The 17,125-nt window shown below is 62.3% G+C and carries 12 protein-coding genes and 2 pseudogenes; 4 read left to right on the top strand and 10 right to left on the bottom strand.

The window, feature by feature from the left end:
* Window positions 1–155: 155 nt before the first annotated feature.
* Window positions 156–1,211, bottom strand: coding sequence for an HAD family hydrolase (locus ACZZ0K_RS25655; RefSeq protein ID WP_258707309.1), 1,056 nt, complete (start codon window positions 1,209–1,211; stop codon window positions 156–158).
* 239 nt (window positions 1,212–1,450) lie between these two features.
* Here ACZZ0K_RS25655 and ACZZ0K_RS25650 point away from each other — a divergent pair, with 239 nt between their 5' ends.
* Window positions 1,451–2,842 carry an L-cystine transporter gene (locus ACZZ0K_RS25650; protein ID WP_042606536.1) on the top strand — a complete coding sequence of 464 codons (1,392 nt, stop codon included), beginning with the start codon at window positions 1,451–1,453 and terminating at the stop codon, window positions 2,840–2,842.
* Window positions 2,843–2,935: 93 nt separating this feature from the next.
* Here the strand turns inward: ACZZ0K_RS25650 and ACZZ0K_RS25645 are convergent, their stop codons facing one another.
* Window positions 2,936–3,448 (bottom strand): dihydrofolate reductase, encoded by a 513-nt coding sequence (locus ACZZ0K_RS25645; protein WP_095181318.1) that lies wholly within the window; start codon window positions 3,446–3,448, stop codon window positions 2,936–2,938.
* Between the two features lie 85 nt (window positions 3,449–3,533).
* Here ACZZ0K_RS25645 and ACZZ0K_RS25640 point away from each other — a divergent pair, with 85 nt between their 5' ends.
* On the top strand, window positions 3,534–4,907 hold the full coding sequence (locus ACZZ0K_RS25640) for a DUF2868 domain-containing protein (protein WP_463559628.1): 1,374 nt from the start codon (window positions 3,534–3,536) through the stop codon (window positions 4,905–4,907).
* Window positions 4,900–6,285, top strand: coding sequence for a GTPase/DUF3482 domain-containing protein (locus tag ACZZ0K_RS25635; protein WP_095181316.1), 1,386 nt, complete (start codon window positions 4,900–4,902; stop codon window positions 6,283–6,285). Before ACZZ0K_RS25640 ends, ACZZ0K_RS25635 begins: the two co-directional genes overlap by 8 nt.
* 161 nt (window positions 6,286–6,446) lie before the next feature.
* On the opposite strand, the gene ACZZ0K_RS25630 is transcribed toward ACZZ0K_RS25635, so the two are convergent.
* From ACZZ0K_RS25630 to ACZZ0K_RS25600, 7 genes and pseudogenes are all read right to left on the bottom strand, one after another.
* Window positions 6,447–7,004, bottom strand: coding sequence for a phosphonate degradation HD-domain oxygenase (locus ACZZ0K_RS25630; RefSeq protein ID WP_150742968.1), 558 nt, complete (start codon window positions 7,002–7,004; stop codon window positions 6,447–6,449).
* Window positions 7,001–8,134: a TIGR03364 family FAD-dependent oxidoreductase gene (locus tag ACZZ0K_RS25625; protein WP_258707311.1), complete on the bottom strand. Its 1,134-nt coding sequence runs from the start codon at window positions 8,132–8,134 to the stop codon at window positions 7,001–7,003. The genes ACZZ0K_RS25630 and ACZZ0K_RS25625 overlap by 4 nt, the downstream gene beginning before the upstream one ends.
* A gap of 118 nt (window positions 8,135–8,252) precedes the next feature.
* A complete protein-coding gene (locus ACZZ0K_RS25620; RefSeq protein WP_130900350.1) occupies window positions 8,253–9,278 on the bottom strand; it encodes a putative 2-aminoethylphosphonate ABC transporter substrate-binding protein in 1,026 nt (341 codons plus the stop codon).
* 37 nt (window positions 9,279–9,315) lie between these two features.
* The gene (locus ACZZ0K_RS25615) at window positions 9,316–11,040 is read right to left on the bottom strand and encodes a putative 2-aminoethylphosphonate ABC transporter permease subunit (RefSeq protein ID WP_258707312.1); all 1,725 of its coding nucleotides are present in this window, start codon (window positions 11,038–11,040) and stop codon (window positions 9,316–9,318) included.
* Window positions 11,040–12,115 (bottom strand): annotated as a pseudogene (locus ACZZ0K_RS25610) (putative 2-aminoethylphosphonate ABC transporter ATP-binding protein). The gene ACZZ0K_RS25615 and the pseudogene ACZZ0K_RS25610 overlap by 1 nt, the downstream one beginning before the upstream one ends.
* 232 nt (window positions 12,116–12,347) lie before the next feature.
* Window positions 12,348–13,210, bottom strand: a pseudogene (locus ACZZ0K_RS25605) (LysR family transcriptional regulator).
* Between the two features lie 15 nt (window positions 13,211–13,225).
* Entirely contained in the window at window positions 13,226–15,481 is a 2,256-nt protein-coding gene (locus tag ACZZ0K_RS25600; protein WP_258707313.1) for a heavy metal translocating P-type ATPase, read from the bottom strand.
* Between the two features lie 84 nt (window positions 15,482–15,565).
* Between ACZZ0K_RS25600 and cadR the strand changes: the two genes are divergently transcribed.
* A complete protein-coding gene (cadR, locus tag ACZZ0K_RS25595) occupies window positions 15,566–16,015 on the top strand; it encodes a Cd(II)/Pb(II)-responsive transcriptional regulator (RefSeq protein WP_016772685.1) in 450 nt (149 codons plus the stop codon).
* A 125-nt stretch (window positions 16,016–16,140) separates the two neighbouring features.
* On the opposite strand, the gene ACZZ0K_RS25590 is transcribed toward cadR, so the two are convergent.
* Complete coding sequence (locus ACZZ0K_RS25590; protein WP_463559622.1) at window positions 16,141–17,112, bottom strand: thymidylate synthase; 972 nt, start codon at window positions 17,110–17,112, stop codon at window positions 16,141–16,143.
* Between the last annotated feature and the right edge of the window lie 13 nt (window positions 17,113–17,125).

Raw genomic sequence — 17,125 nt, 5'->3', positions numbered from 1 at the left:
ATCGTTCCCACGCTCTGCGTGGGAATGTCTCAAGGGACGCTCCGCGTCCAGTGACGCGGAGCGTCACGGGCTGCATTCCCACGCAGAGCGTGGGAACGATCCAAAACAAGATCAAAAGATCGCAACCTTCGGCAGCTCCTACATGCGATCGTGGCTTACTGAATGTCTTCCGGTTTGACGATCACCCAGTTCTTGTCCGCCGTCACCGGCAAGCCTTCCTTGGCCTGCGCCGCCGCGTGCTTGGCCATCATGCCGTTGATTTGCGTCATGTACTTGTCCTTGCGGTTGATCCACAAGTGAATGCCGCCCTTGGCCACGTCGACATCATGGAACAGCATGTAACCGTCGCTCGTCGGGGTATCGCCGCCGACCAGTACCGGTTTTTTCCATTCATCGATGTAGGTGAGGATCGCCGCGTGCTTGCCGGCCATCCAGGTTGCCGGGGTCCACAGGTACGGCGTCAGCTCCAGGCCCAGGTTGGCCTTCTCGTCATATTTGCCGGCAGTGATCTGTTTGCGCGCAGTGGTCAGCTCGCCGGTCTTCTGATCCTTGAGCAGCAGTGAAACGCCAATGACGTTCTGCGGTTTGACGTTGTAACCGTACTTGGGATCCGCCGCGACCATGCGTACCAGTTCCTCTGAAGCGGCGGTCATCACGTAGACCTCGATACCGTTCTCCATCAGCTTGTTGTACAGCTCCTGCTGGCCAGTGAAGATCTTCGGCGGATTGACATCGAGCTTCTTCACCACATCGCCTTCGTAATACGTCGCCGGCACCGGTTTGCCCGAAGCCATCAGCTCGTCAACGTAGCCCTTGAGTTCCTTGAGGGTGAAGCCAGAGAACACCTGCGCCACCCACGGGTAGCAGACCATGTCGTCGACTTCGCAGAGCCGGTAGTAATAACTGAACAGGCTTTCCTTGTGCTCGGCGGTGTCCTTGAAGGGCATCAGTTTCAGCGAGGGGTCGAGCTTGTCGCGGGTAATAAGGCCCTTGTTTTCCATGAACGGCAGCAAGGATTCTTCGAGGTCGTAGCGGTAACTGGTGTTGTCCATGTCGAACACCGCGTAATTACCCTTGTTGGCGTTGGCGGCAATCATCGCGTCCAGCGCCTTGGCCTGATCCGCCGGCCAGTGCTTGAGGTCCGTGGCGAATGCATGGCCGGCGAGGCCAGCCGCCAGTGCTACAGCCAACAACGTGCGTGCAATTCTCATAGCGCTACTCCCCGATGCAAAGAGTTCGACGCTAACAAATCAGTGTGACAACCCTCGCCTGTCAGCGACCGCTGACGTCCCCTGCGCGTCAGTTGCATTGCCGACAGCGACACGCGCTTATTCCAAAAACGACGGTTGCCCAGCCATTTTGGTATTAAATCATTGCAAATCAAGCTGTTAGGCTTGCCGGTTCGCAGCAGCCCCGGATGGCTGTTGGCACAGTCTTTACTGGAGTTCTCATGAATCTACCGCTGATTCTCAACTTGCTGGTGTTCCTCGCCTTGCTCTTCGGTCTGGCGCAGACGCGCCACACCACCTGGAGCCTGGCGAAAAAAGTCCTGCTCGCACTGGTCCTCGGCGTGGCGTTCGGCGTCGCGCTGCACACGATTTACGGTGCCGGCAATCCGGTGCTGAAAGCCTCGATCGGCTGGTTCGATCTGGTCGGCAACGGTTACGTGCAGTTGCTGCAAATGATCGTGATCCCGCTGGTGTTCGCTTCGATCCTCAGCGCCGTGGCCCGCCTGCACAATGCCTCGTCGCTGGGCAAGATCAGTTTCCTGACCATCGGCACGCTGCTGTTTACCACCGCCATCGCGGCGCTGATCGGCATCGGCCTGACCAACCTGTTCGGCCTTACCGCTGAAGGTCTGGTCGCCGGCACTCAGGAAATGGCGCGCCTGCAAACCATTCAGAACGACTACGCCGGCAAGGTCGCCGACCTGAATGTGCCGCAATTGCTGCTGTCGTTCATTCCGCAGAACCCGTTTGCCGACCTGGCCCGGGCCAAGCCGACCTCGATCATCAGTGTGGTGATCTTCGCCGCGTTCCTCGGGGTTGCCGCGCTGCAACTGCTCAAGGACGACGTCGAGAAAGGTCAGAAAGTGATCAACGCCATCGACACCCTGCAAGCCTGGGTGATGCGTCTGGTGCGTCTGGTGATGAAGCTGACCCCGTACGGTGTGCTGGCGCTGATGACCAAAGTGGTCGCCGGTTCCAACCTGCAGGACATCATCAAGCTCGGCAGTTTCGTCGTGGTCTCGTATATCGGCCTGGGCCTGATGTTCGTCGTGCACGGCGTGCTGGTGTCGGCCGCCGGGATCAACCCGCTGCGCTTCTTCCGCAAGATCTGGCCGGTGCTGACGTTTGCTTTCACCAGTCGCTCCAGCGCGGCGACCATCCCGCTGAGCATTGAAGCGCAGACCCGTCGTCTGGGCATTCCGTCGTCAGTCGCCAGTTTCGCTGCCTCGTTCGGTGCGACCATCGGCCAGAACGGGTGTGCCGGCCTGTACCCGGCGATGTTGGCCGTGATGGTGGCACCAACGGTCGGCATCAACCCGCTGGATCCGCTGTGGATCGCGACGCTGGTAGCGATTGTCACGTTGAGTTCGGCCGGTGTCGCCGGAGTGGGTGGAGGCGCGACGTTCGCCGCACTGATCGTGCTGCCAGCGATGGGCCTGCCGGTGTCACTGGTGGCGTTGCTGATTTCGGTCGAGCCGCTGATCGATATGGGGCGCACCGCGTTGAACGTGAGTGGCTCGATTACCGCCGGGGCGATTACCAGTCAGGTCATGCAGCAGACGGATAAAGCGCTGCTGGATGCCGATGAACACGCAGAGTTGGCCCAGGCTTAAGCTTCTCAGCGACTGAGCGGGCCTCTTCGCGAGCAGGCTCGCTCCCACACTGAAATGCGTTCCCCTGTGGGAGCGAGCCTGCTCGCGAAGCTGTTAGGCTTTCTCCCAGACCTCAAAGCTATATGCAGGTTTATCGCCCTCTGCCGGATTCGGTACATCCGACACCAGCTTCCATTCGCTCAGATCAAACTCCGGAAACCACGCATCCCCTTCCGGGCTCAGCGCTACGCGGGTCAGGTACAGCCGATCGGCCTGCGCCAGCCCTTGCGCATACAACTGCGCGCCGCCAATCAGCATCAGTTCATCAACGCCCTGGGCTTTCGCCCATTCCTCGGCGCGCGCCACGGCGGCTTCCAGCGACGGATAGACCTCGGCGCCTTCGAGCTGCAGATCAGGCTGACGGCTGACCACGATGTTCAAGCGCCCCGGCAGCGGCCGGCCGAGCGAGTCCCAGGTCTTGCGACCCATGATGATCGGCTTGCCGAGCGTGGTCGCCTTGAAGTATTTGAAGTCCCCCGGCAGGTGCCAGGGCATGCTGTTGTCGACGCCGATCACGCGGTTTTCACCGAGGGCTGCGATCAGGCTGAGGGGCAGTGATTTAGTCATGCCGGCGAGGATACCAGAGCCGCGCTTACCCCGATAAGCGCCACAGCGGTTATGCTCAGCGCTCGATTTAGCGACGGGACGCCGCGTGACTGAACTGACTCCACTGCAAAACCTCTGGCTCACCGAAACCATCCGCCTGCGCGAAGAACACGCGGGGCCGCTGGATGACCTGGAAGCCAATCGTCTGGCCCGCGCCGCTGGTGGCGATCTGCCGAGCCGCATTGCGCGCCGGGCGCTATGGCTGGCCGAGCGCGACGGACTGACCGCCGCGCTCAAGCACTGGCTGCAAGGCGCGCGCCTGGCGCTGGTGCTGTTGATGATTTTCGCCGTGCTCAGCGGCGCCGGTCTGGCATTCGCCGCACTTGGGCAGACGCCGGTAAATGTGTTCTGGGCGCTGGGCAGTCTGCTCGGGATCAATATGATTTTGCTGCTGAGCTGGGCGCTGGGCTTGATTTTCGCTGGCGAACACGGCGCCACCCTCGGGCGCTTGTGGCTGTGGCTCAGCGAAAAATTCGCCCGCGACGCCAAAGCCGCGCAACTGGCACCGGCCCTGCTGTTGCTGCTGCAACGCAAGAAACTCAACCGCTGGGCGCTCGGCGCGTTGGTCAATGGCCTGTGGCTACTGGCAATGCTCAGCGCGCTGATTCTGTTGCTGACCCTGATGGCCACGCGGCGCTACGGCTTTGTCTGGGAAACCACGATCCTCGGCGCCGACACCTTTATCCATGTCACCCAGGCCCTTGGCTATCTGCCGGCGCTGCTCGGCTTCAATGTGCCGACCGAGGAAATGATCCGCGCCAGCGGCGACGGCGCACTGGATATTGAAAGCGCACGACAAGCCTGGGCGACCTGGCTGGTCGGTGTGCTGGTGGTCTACGGCGTGCTGCCGCGCCTGCTGCTCGCGCTGTTCTGCCTGTGGCGCTGGAACAGCGGCAAAGCCGCGCTGCGCCTGGATCTGAACCTGCCCGGCTACGCGCAACTGCGCGAACGGTTGATGCCGACCAGCGAGCGCCTTGGTGTCAACGACCCGGAGCCGGCGCAACTGCATCGCGTCGAAAGCAACATCGGTGAACGCGCCAGCGAAGGCGCGCTGCTGGTGGCGATCGAGTTGGACGAACAGCGTCCGTGGCCACCCGCGCTGCCGAAAAACGTCAGCAACGCGGGCATCCTCGACAGTCGCGAATCGCGGCACAAACTGCTCGAGCAACTCAGTCGCTTCCCGCCGGCGCGGCTGGCCATCGCCTGCGATCCACGACGTTCGCCGGATCGCGGCAGCCTCGCATTGATCGCCGAACTCGCGCGCAACGCCAGCGCCACCCGCATCTGGCTGCTGCAAGCGCCGCCTGGCGAAGCGCTGGACGGGCAACGTCTGGGTGACTGGCACGCGACGCTGCAACAGCTGGAACTGCCATTCGCCGATTGCGCGCCGATGAACTGGCTGGAGAGCGGACATGACTGATGCACGCAAGGCACCGCTGAAACTGGCAGTGGTTGGCCACACCAACGTCGGCAAGACCTCGCTGCTGCGCACGCTGACCCGTGACGTCGGCTTCGGCGAAGTCTCGCACCGGCCGAGCACCACCCGGCATGTCGAAGGCGCGCGGTTGTCGGTGGACGGCGAGCCGTTGCTCGATCTGTACGACACGCCGGGGCTGGAAGATGCGATCGCCCTGCTGGATTTTCTCGAGCGTCTGGAACGCCCCGGCGAACGCCTCGACGGCCCGGCACGACTGGCGCGGTTTCTCGACGGCAGCGAGGCGCGCCAGCGTTTCGAACAGGAAGCCAAGGTGCTGCGGCAATTGCTCGCCTCCGACGCTGGTCTGTATGTGATCGACGCCCGCGAACCGGTGCTGGCCAAGTACCGCGACGAACTGGAAGTGCTCGCCAGTTGTGGCAAACCGCTGCTGCCGGTGCTGAATTTCGTCAGCAGCGCCAACCATCGCGAACCCGATTGGCGTGAAGCGCTGGCGCGGTTGGGGCTGCATGCGTTGGTACGTTTCGACAGCGTCGCGCCGCCCGAGGATGGCGAGCGGCGCTTGTACGAGAGCCTCGCCCTGCTATTGGAAAACGCCCGCCCGCAACTGGAGCGGTTGATCGCCGACCAGCAGGCGCAGCGCCTCGCCCGTCAGCAAAGCGCCGCGCGCCTGATTGCCGAATTGCTGATCGACTGCGCTGCGTGCCGACGCAGTGTGGTCAGCGAAGCCGAGCAGGAACAACAGGCGATCAGCGAGCTGCGCAAAGCCGTACGTCAGCGTGAGCAGAAGTGCGTTGAGGCGCTGCTCAAGCTCTACGCGTTTCGCCCGCAGGACGCGGCGGCCAGTGACTTGCCGTTGCTCGACGGGCGCTGGGGCGATGATCTGTTCAACCCGGAAACCCTGAAGCAACTCGGCGTGCGCGTCGGCGGCGGCATTGCTGCCGGTGCAGCGGCCGGGGCTGGGGTGGATTTGCTGGTCGGCGGGATTACCCTTGGCGCGGCGGCGTTGGCCGGTGCGATCGCCGGCGGTGCGCTGCAAACCGCGCGCAGTTATGGCAGTCGCCTGCTCGGCAAAATCAAAGGCCAGCGGGAATTGACAGTGGATGACGCCGTGCTGCGCCTGTTGGCGTTGCGCCAGCGCCAGTTACTGCTGGCCCTGGATCAGCGCGGGCATGCGGCGATGGACAGCATTCAGGTGGCCACGCCTCTGGACAAGACCTGGCGCGAAGGCAAGTTGCCGGAAGCGCTGAACAAGGCGCGCGCGCATCCGCAGTGGTCGTCGCTCAATCCGCAGGCGAAGTTGAATCAGGCGGAAAGGCAGGAGCAGGTTGAGGCGTTGGTTGATCGGGTGCTTGAGCTTTAGATCGCTACCCCCTCACCCCAGCCCTCTCCCGGAGGGAGAGGGGGCCGACTGTGTTGCTCTTGGGTCATACACCGACCTGAGATATCCAGTCGGACTCAGGTTTGAAAAGCATGGAGATCAGCTCCTCTCCCTCCGGGAGAGGGCTGGGGTGAGGGCTGCAATCACTCAGCCGACAACAATTTCTCAGCCTTGCGCTTTAACACACTCAGATCCACCAGCGGCACCGCAACCTCCTTCGCCAACTCATCCCAACACCGCATGCGCAGACTCAGCGCACACAACGGATCAGCCTCGAACGCATCCGCCTCAGCCGCGCTCATTACCCCGCCCTGATATTCCAGCGTCCTGCGACTCGCCTCACTCAACCGTGCGTAATAGCCCGGCTCGCGCAAGGTCAGATAGCGCTTGGCCTGAACGTGATATTCCACCAGTCGCGCCAGCCGTTCGCTGAAACCTGCCTCACGCAGATAATCGGCCCCGAGCCGTTCATGGCTGACCACGCCATAACCGCCCATGTTTTCCGCGCCCTCGGCACACAAATGGCCGATGTCATGAAAGAACGCCGCCAGCACCACTTCATCGTCACAGCCTTCAGCCATAGCCAGTTCTGCGGCCTGGGACATGTGCTCGAGCTGCGACACCGGTTCGCCGATGTAATCGCTGGCGCCGAAGCGTTCATACAGGCCGAACACCCGGGCGATCACCTGTTCGTGATTCATGCCTCCTCCAGTAATTGCGCGATGTTGCGTTCGGCCAGCGCCGGGCCGACGCTCATGCCGACGCCGGTGTGCATCAGCGCCACGCTCAGGCCCGGTGCCGGGCGCAGGAAAGAAAACGGACCAGGCCCACGAGCACCATAGACGCCCTGCCAGCGTTCGACCACTTGCACCTGACAGCCCAGCGTCTGCTCGGCGAGTTCGAGCATCCAGTTGTCGACCTGCTCGGCGTTGAACGGCGACGCATCGCTGCCGTAATGATGCGAATCGCCGATGATCAGTTCGCCATACGGTGTCGGGCTGATCAGCAAGTGAATGCCGTTGGCGTGCAGGTGCGGTTGTTCACGGAGAATCTGCGCCTGCACCGCTGCGGCTTGCGGCAAATCGGCGAAGGCGCCGTAGTGCACGCAGCTCAGGCCGGTGAGCACGGCGTGTTGCAGATTGAGATCGACCTGCGGTTTGGCCCGCAGCATTTGCAGACGACAGATCTGCGGATTGAGCGCAGCAATAGGCTCGGCCAGTAGGGTCTGATAGTCGTGGCCGGAGCAGACGATGATCTGCTTGGCGCAGAACTCACCGACAGTGCTGCGCAGTCGCCCCGGCTCGACGTCGCGCACCAGCGTGGAAAAGTGAAACTCGACACCCAGGTCGCGGCGCAAGTAGTCGATCAGCGCCGGAATCGCTTCGCGCGAGTACAACTGCTGATCATCGATACCGTGCAACGCGGCGCGGTGATGGCTGAACTGGCCGCCATACAGATCACGCAACGCCGCGCCGCGCAGCAAATCGACGTTGTAGCCATGCTCGATCGCGCGGCCGGTGCAGAAGGCTTCGAGCAGGTGTTCTTCGGCCTCGCTGCGGGCGAACAGGTATGAGCCGTTGCGCTTGATCTGCACACCGGCAAGTTGCGCCCAGTCGCCCCAGATCTCGCGGCTGGCCTTGGCCAGTTCAAGCATGATGCCGGGCGGCTGACCGGTCACCAGCGCCTGGCCGAAGTTGCGCACCGAAGCGCCGAGGGGCGTGGCGGTGCGTTCGAATACCGCAACTTTCAGGCCGCGTTTGGCAGCAGCATAGGCGTGGGACAGACCGAGGATGCCAGCGCCGATGATGAGCAGGTCTTTGGGTTGTGTCATGTAGAGGTGCTCTGAATGAGAAACCGCTTTCGCGAGCAGGCTCGCTCCCACAGGGGACAGCATTGCAACTGTGGGAGCGAGCCTGCTCGCGAAGGGGCCTTGTCAGTCGATAAAGATCTTACTTGGCGACAACTTTCTCGGACTTGCCGTCATACCGCTTGCGCCATTCAGCCAGGATCTCGTCGCGGTTCTTTGAGGCCCAGGCAAAGTCGTTCTTGATCAGACGCTGCTCATAGTCGGCTGGCAATTCGGTCTGCGGCTTGGCAATCCCCGGCTGGGCGAGCACTGCGAAGTTTTCCTTGTACAGATCCATCGCCTCGGCGCTGGCGGAGAAGTCAGCGAGTTTTTTCGCTGCCTCTTCATGCGGCGTGCCCTTGATCACCGCCGTCGCTTCGATCTCCCAGCCCAGACCTTCCTTCGGCAGGATGATGTCCAGCGGCGCGCCCTGGCGTTTCAGCTGTACGGCTGGATATTCAAAGGAAATCCCGATCGGAAACTCCCCCGCCGCCGCCAGTTTGCACGGCTTGGAACCGGAGTGAACGTACTGGCCGATGTTCTGGTGCAAGCCGTCCATGTAGGCCCAGCCCTGTTTCTCGCCGAAGGTTTGCAGCCAGGCGCTGACGTCGAGGAAACCGGTGCCGGACGACGCCGGATTGGGCATGACGATCTTGCCCTTGTACTCAGGCTTGGTCAGGTCCTGCCAACTGACCGGTTTGCTCAGCCCCTGCTTCTCAGCCTCGACGGTGTTGAAGCAAATGGTCGCGGCCCACACGTCCATGCCGACCCAAGCTGGCGGGTTGGCGGCGTCGCGGTAATTCGCGCCGATCTTGCCGAGATCCTTCGGTGCATAGCTTTGCAGCATGCCTTGCTGATCGAGAATCGCCAGGCTCGACGCGGCCAGGCCCCACACCGCGTCAGCCTGCGGGCGGGCTTTTTCGGCGAGTAGTTTGGCAGTGATGATCCCGGTGGAATCGCGCACCCATTTGATCTCGACGTCCGGGTTGGCTTTTTCGAACGCGTCCTTGTAGGACTTCAGTTGCTCGGCTTCGAGTGCGGTGTACACCGTCAACTCGGTTTTTGCCGCGAAGGCATTCAGGCTGAAAGTCGCGAGCACAGCAGCGGCCAGGGCCATAGGCTTGAACATGAGCGTTTTCCTGTAGATGAGTTGAACGGAGTAGCAATCAGTGACCGGGCGCGGTTTGCCGCCAGGCCTGGGAACGGCGCAGCAAACCGCGCGAAGCCCACGCCAGCAGCAAGGACACGCCGGCCGAGGTGAACAGAATCAGGGTCGACATCGCCGCCGCGCCGCCAACGTTGCCGGCGTCGTCCATGTTCAGCACCGCCACCGCCGCGAGGATGGTGTCGGGGCTGTAAAGGAAGATCGCAGCGGAAACCGTGGTCATCGCCGAGACGAACAGGTAGCGCACGATGTCCAGCAGCGCCGGCAGGCAGATCGGCACGGTGACACGCAGGTAATGCCGGTACAGGGGCGCCTTCAGCGACAGCGCCGCAGCCTCGAACTCAGCATCGAGCTGGCGCAGCGCGGTGGTCGCGGTCATTTGGGCGGTGGTCAGATAGTGCGCAATGGTGCAGACGATCAGCAGCGTCATCGTCCCGTAGAGCACGTGCAGCGGATTGCCGCTGAGGTTGAAGAAGAAGACGTAACCCAGGCCCAGCACCAGCCCCGGCACCGCCATCGGCACGAAGCTGAGCATACGCAAAGCCAGGTTGAGCCCGCGCTGAGTGCGGGTTTTCTCCATCAGATAGGCGCCAGTGAAAATCAGCACGCTGCCAATCAGCGCCGTGCCCAGCGCCATCTTCAGACTGTTGCCGTAGGCGAGCCAGCCACCGCCGGCGGTTTCGTTGAACTGGTAGTGATTGAGCGACAGCGACAGGTTGTATGGCCAGAACTTCACCAGGGAGGAGAACACTGCCATGCCGAATACCAGCAGCAGCGCGGCGCAAATCAGCAAAACGATCGCCAGATAGCAGCCGTCGCGCATTTTCGACGGCAGCGGTTTGAACACCTGCGCGCGCCCGCTCATCGAGTCACCATGGCGGCGACGCAACCAGGCATCGACACCGAAACTGAACAGCGCCGGCAGCAACAGCACCATGCCGATCAACGCGCCGCGACCGAATTGCTGCTGGCCGACCACGGCTTTGTAGGCCTCCAGCGCCAGCACTTGATAGTCGCCACCGACCACCACCGGCACACCAAAATCGGTAATGGTCAGGGTGAACACCAGACAGAACGCGGCGAACACCGCCTGACGGGTCGCCGGCCAGGTGATGCTGCGAAACGCCTTCGCAGGGCTGGCGCCCATGCTCGATGCGGCATCGAACAGCCGCGCATCGGCCAGCGACAACGCCGAGAGCAAAATCATCAACGCATGGGGGAAGGTGTAGATCACCTCACCCAGCACAATGCCCCAGAACCCGTAGATATTGTCCGAGAGCAGCCCACGCAGCATGCCCTGGTTGCCGAACAGATAGACCAGCGCAATTCCCGGCAGCATCGACGGCGCCATCAGCGGCAGCAGCGAGATCCCGCGCCAGATGCCTTTGCCCGGAATCAGCGTGCGTTGCAGCGCGTAGGCAAACAGGTAGGCCAGCGGTACGACAATGGCCGCCACGCTGAGGGACACTTTCAGGCTGTTGCCGAGCAACCAGTGGAAATTGGCGCTGGTCACCAACTCCTTCGCCGCGAGCCAGCCACCGCCCTGCCCGGCGTCATTGCTGAAGCCGCGCCAGAAGATCGCCAGCAACGGCAGCAGCACCGCGAGGCCGAGCAACACCAGCAGAACGACTTTGCCGCCGACCACGAACAGGCGATCGCCGATCTCGGCTTTCGAGGACTGTCGCACCTGCTTGTGCGGTAGCGGCAGCGCGAGGTTGCTGTTCATCAGGCGAACACCTGCAAACTGCGCGGCGGCAAGGCGACCATGATCTGCTGGGCGCCGAGGCGCGGCATGGCTTCTGGCGCGATTTCGGCGAGCAGCGCGTGGCCCGGCAATTGATCAAGTTCGAAGCTCATCCGGCAGCGGTTGCCGAGGAAAGTGATTTCGCGAACCCTGGCCGGGAACAGGTTCTCTTCGTGCACCAGCGGATTAACGTTGATCGCCTCCGGGCGGCAGAACAGTCGACCCGAAGCGCCGTGTACGCTGCCCTCGGCCAAGCGCAGATTCATCCCGCCAACCTTGGCGTGACTGTCGCTGCTGCGCTGAAACGGTAGCCAGTTGCCCTGGCCGACAAACTCGGCCACGAACGGCGTGGCCGGGCGGTTGTAGATTTCCTGCGGCGTGGCGTACTGCTCGACGCGGCCGTTGTTCATCACGGCGATGCGATCGGCCATCAACATCGCTTCGTCCTGATTGTGCGTGACCATCAGCGTGGTGATGCCGAGGTTGCGTTGCAGCTGACGCAGCTCAGTGCACAGATGCTCACGCACCCGCGCGTCGAGAGCCGACATCGGTTCATCCAGCAACAGCAGCGACGGTGCCGGCGCCAATGCGCGAGCCAGCGCCACCCGCTGTTGCTGACCGCCGGACAATTGGCCTGGGTATTTTTCTCACTGCCAGTGAGGCCGACCAGTTCCAGCATCTGGCCGACACGCCGGCGCACTTCATCGCGACCGCTGCCGGCGAGGCCGTAGGCAATGTTCGCTTCGACCGTCAGATTGGGGAACAGCGCGTAGGACTGGAACAGAATCCCGTAATCCCGCGCTTGCGGGGCAAGGTGCGAGACGTCGCGATCACCCAGATACAGCTCGCCACTGTCCTGCTGCTCCAGCCCGGCAATGCAGCGCAGCAACGTGGTCTTGCCACAGCCCGACGGACCGAGCAGGCACACCAGTTCGCCGGCGGCGACATCAAGGGAGACGTTATCCAGCGCAGTGAACGCACCGAAACGCTTGTGCACGCCGCGCACTTTCATTGGCGCGCCGGGGTTGGTCAGGGCAGTTGCGATGGCAGGATTCATGGACAGGCCTCATCAAACGGATGAGGCCAATCCTAGAGTTGTAATGCGTCCGTCATGTGGCAACGAGGCAAAAACGGCTGATAGTGGTATTCGGTAATTTGGGTTGCTGATTTGTCGCCTGAACTGGCGCCTTCGCGAGCAGGCTCGCTCCCACAGAAGTCGCACGTTGTGAATACGATCAATGTGGGAGCGAGCCTGCTCGCGAAGAGGCCGTCTCAGGCAATGAAGATCTTCAGGCCGGAGACATCTCTTGGGCCAACCCAAGAAACGCTGCCGGCAACCGCGCCCCTTCCTCTCTTTGAGGCAATACAGATACTCCGGAATCTGCGGCGCATTCTCGATGGTCAGCACGCGCAACTGCGGATCATGCGGCACTTCCTGGCGGGCGATGATGCTGATGCCGATATTGCGCAGCACCGCCTCGCGAATCGACTCGCGGCTGCCGATCTCCAGCAACGGCCCGAAACTGACCCCGGCGCTGGCCAGCAACTCTTCGGTCAAGCGCCGCGTGGTCGAACCCGGCTCGCGCATCAACAACGTATGCCCGGCCAGCGCATTCAACGTCACATGCTCCAGCGAGGCCAACGGATGATTGCGATGCACCGCCAGCACCAGCGGATCGGTGCCGAGTACCCGGCGAATCAACCGCGCATCGTCGAGCAGCTGTGACGACGCCGCGACATCCACGCGGTAATCCTCCAGCGCTTCGAGCACTTGCTGCGAATTGCCGATCTCCACCGACACTTCCACCTGCGGCAAACGCTCGCGGAAGGTCTTCACCAGATCGAGGATGTAATACGGCGCCGTCGCGGCAATGCGCAGCGTGCCCTGCACCTGACCGCTGTTGCGCAGGAAAAACTCGATGTCCGCCTCTTGCTGCAACAGGGTCTTGACCATCGGCAGCAGCCGCGCGCCTTCGTCACTGACGCTTAAACGGCGGCCGCCTCGGTAGAACAACTCCACCGAGTACTGACTTTCCAGATTGCGGATCTGCGTGGTCACGGTCGGTTGGCTGAGGCCGAGTTTTTTCGCCGCCAGCGTGATGCTGCCCAGGCGGGCGACCATGTAAAACGCTTTCAGCTCGGCACTCAGCACAACCATCCCTCACGTTTACTTGCGCAGCAGGCGCAAACCGTTGAACACCACCAGCAGGCTCACGCCCATATCGGCAAACACCGCCATCCACATGGTGGCAAGCCCGGCAAAGGTTACCGCAAGAAAGATCGCCTTGATCACCAGCGCCAGTGCGATGTTCTGTTTCAGGATGCTCGCGGTGTTGCGCGACAGGCTGATGAACGCAGGGATCTTGCGCAGATCGTCGTCCATCAGGGCGACATCGGCGGTTTCGATCGCGGTGTCGGTGCCGGCGGCGGCCATGGCGAAACCGATCTCGGCGCGGGCCAATGCCGGGGCGTCATTGATGCCGTCGCCGACCATGCCGACCCGGTGGCCCTGCTTGTACAGATCTTCGATGGCTTGCAGCTTGTCGGTCGGCAGCAAATCGCCGCGCGCCTCGTCGATGCCGACCTGGGCGGCAATCGCCTCGGCAGTGTGGACGTTGTCGCCGGTCAGCATCAGGGTTTTCACCCCGAGTTCATGCAACTGACGAATCGCTTCGCGGCTGGTTTCCTTGACCGTGTCGGCCACGGCGAACAGTGCCAGTGGGCCTGAGCTGTCGAGCAGCAGCACCACGGATTTGCCCTGTTTTTCCAGCGCGAACAGCTTCTCTTCCAGTTGCGGTGAGCACAGGCCGAGCTCTTCGACCAGACGATGGTTGCCCAAGTGATAAGTCTGGCCGTTGATGTCGCCTTTGACGCCCCGCCCGCCCAGCGCGGCGAAGTTATCCACAGTCAGCGCGGCGAAGTTTTTATCCACAGCGGCGTTGGCAATCGCCAGCGACACCGGGTGATCGGAGCGCCCGGCCAGCGCGGCGGCGATTGCCGGTGCGCTGGCATCGGCCGTCGGGTCGAGTGACAGGTAATCGGTCTGCACCGGTTTGCCGTGGGTGATCGTGCCGGTCTTGTCCAGCGCCAGATAATCAAGCTTGAAGCCGCCCTCCAGATACACGCCGCCCTTGACCAGAATACCCTTGCGCGCCGCCGCCGCGAGGCCGCTGACGATGGTCACCGGGGTGGAAATCACCAGTGCGCACGGGCAGGCAACCACCAGCAACACCAGCGCGCGGTAGATCCAGTCGAACCACGCCGCGCCCATGAACAACGGCGGGATGATCGCCACGGCCAAGGCGAAGACGAATACCGCCGGGGTGTAGATTTTCGAGAATTGGTCAACGAAACGCTGCGTCGGCGCCCGCGCGCCCTGGGCCTGTTCGACGGCGTGAATGATCCGCGCCAGGGTCGAATTGTTCGCCGCAGCGGTCACCGTGTATTCCAGCGAACCGGCCTGATTGATGGTGCCAGCGAAGACTTTGTCACCGACGGTTTTTTCCACCGGCAGACTTTCGCCGGTGATCGGCGCCTGGTCGATGGTCGAGCTGCCGCTGACCACCGCGCCGTCCAGCGCGATGCGCTCGCCGGGTTTCACCCGCACGCGGGCGCCCAGTTCGACGCTTTTCACCTCTTGTTCGCGCCAGTTGCCGTCGGCCTGCAAGACCGTGGCTTGCTCGGGGGTCATCTGCATCAAGCCGCTGATCGCATTGCGTGCACGATCCAGCGAGCGTGCCTCGATCAACTCGGCGACGGTGAAAAGGAACATCACCATCGCCGCTTCCGGCCACTGACCGATGAGGATGGCGCCGGTTACGGCGATGCTCATCAGCGCATTGATGTTGAGGTTAAGGTTCTTCAGGGCAATCCAGCCCTTTTTGTAGGTGCCGAGGCCGCCGCTGAGGATCGACACCAGCGCAACGACTGCCACCACCCAGTCCGGCGCGGCGCTGGTGAAATGAATGACTTCGGCGCCCAGCGCGGTCAAGCCGGACAGCGCCAATGGCCACCAGTGTTTTTTCACCGCAGCCGGTGCCGGCGCGTCGACACCCGCCTCCAGCGGCTCGGCGTGCATGCCGAGGGACTTGATCGCTTCGGTGATCGGCTCGGTGCCCGGCAGATTGTGGGTCACGCCAAGTACGCGGTTGATCAGGTTGAATTCCAGTTGCTGCACCCCGGCCAGTTTGCCGAGTTTGTTCTGGATCAGCGTCTGCTCGGTCGGGCAGTCCATTGCCTCGATGCGGAAGCTGCTCAGGCGCGCGTCGGCGCTGGTCTTTTCGCTCAGTTGCACCCGCGCAGGTGCGGCGGCTTTTGACGAGCAGCAGGAATCGCCGCCATGCGCATGTTTATGCACGGGCTGCAATTTATGACTGTGATCGTGACCGTCGCCGGGCTTGTGGGTGTGCAGGGAATCGCTCATTGGTCGCGTCCATGAAGGTGCCTGTTGCCAAGTAAAGACCCTGTAGCCACTATAGGGTCAAGCACCCTTTTGGAGATGGCGGTCATGAAGATCGGCGAACTGGCGAAACTCACCGACTGTGCGGTTGAAACCATCCGCTACTACGAGCGCGAAAACCTCCTGCCGGAACCGGCGCGCAGCGACGGCAACTACCGCGTCTACACCCAGGCCCACGCCGAGCGCCTGACCTTCATCCGCAACTGCCGCACCCTCGACATGACCCTCGAAGAAATCCGCAGCCTCCTCGCCCTGCGCGACAGCCCGCAGGATCAGTGCGAGAGCGTCAATGCGCTGATCGACGAACATATTCAGCATGTGAAGGCGCGGATTGATGGCTTGCTGGCCTTGCAGACACAACTGCTCGACCTGCGCCAACGCTGTGGCGAAGGGCCGGAGGCGGATCAATGCGGGATCTTGCAGCGGCTGGAGGTGAGTGGCGGGGTTGTCGCGACCGAAGTTGAGCATTCCCACGTCGGCCGTAGCCACGGCCACTAAGCACACCGCAAAAACAAATGTGGGAGCGAGCCTGCTCGCGAAAGCGGTGTATCAGTCGACACATCTGTGACTGACACGCCCTCTTCGCGAGCAGGCTCGCTCCCACAGGGATATTGCGGTGTGGTTTAGACCGCCATCGGCGCGGTCATCGGCGGATGGTGCTCATAGCCTTCCAGCGAGAAATCGCTCGGCTCAACCAATTCCAGCCATTCCGGCTGATATACACCAGTCTTGGCAAACTCCGGCACGCGGTCGGAGATTTTCAGTTTCGGCATGGCAAACGGCTCGCGCTTGAGCTGTTCGTTGAGCATGTCCAGGTGGTTTTCGTAGACGTGCGCATCGCCGATGAAATAGGTGAACCAGCGCGGCGTGTAACCGGTCAGGCGACCGATCAGGCTCAGCAGTGCGGCGCCTTCGGTGAGGTTGAACGGCGTGCCCAGTCCCAGATCATTGGAGCGGATGTACAGGGTCAGCGAGATCTCTTTGGTCTCGACGTTCGGGTGGAACTGGTACAGCAGATGGCATGGCGGCAGGGCCATTTCATCGAGCTGGGCGACGTTCCAGCCGTGGAACAGAACGCGGCGGCTGCCCGGATCCTTGATGATCGTGTCGACGCACTGGCGCACCTGATCGATCGCCTTGTACAGCACGACGTAGGCCTGGCCGTCTTCTTCGCCCTGGGCGATCTGCTTGTAGCCGTTGCTCAGGGTTTGTTCGATGGCGGCGGTATTGCTCAGCGGGATCTGCTTGTACGCCGGCCACTTGCGCCATTGCACGCCGTAGATTTCACCGAGGTCGTCGTCGCCCTGACGGAACGGGTTGGCCAGCCACTGCGCGTTTTCGTTGGCGTTCTGGTCCCAGACCTTGCAGCCCAGCGCGCGGAATTCAGCGGCGTTGTTCACGCCACGGAGAAACCCGCACATCTCGCCGATGGCCGATTTGAAGGCCATCTTGCGCGTGGTGATCGCCGGGAAGCCTTCCTGAAGATCGAAACGCAGCATCGCTCCCGGGAAACTGATGGTGTTGATACCGGTGCGGTTGGCCTGCTTGGTGCCGTTCTGAATGACGTGCGAGACCAGTTCGAGATATTGCTTCATGAGTTACCTGTGT

This window comes from Pseudomonas sp. AC255 (genome assembly GCF_979258175.1).
Note: the sequence above shows the minus strand (reverse complement) of the source record. Positions and strands in the feature narration are given on the sequence as shown.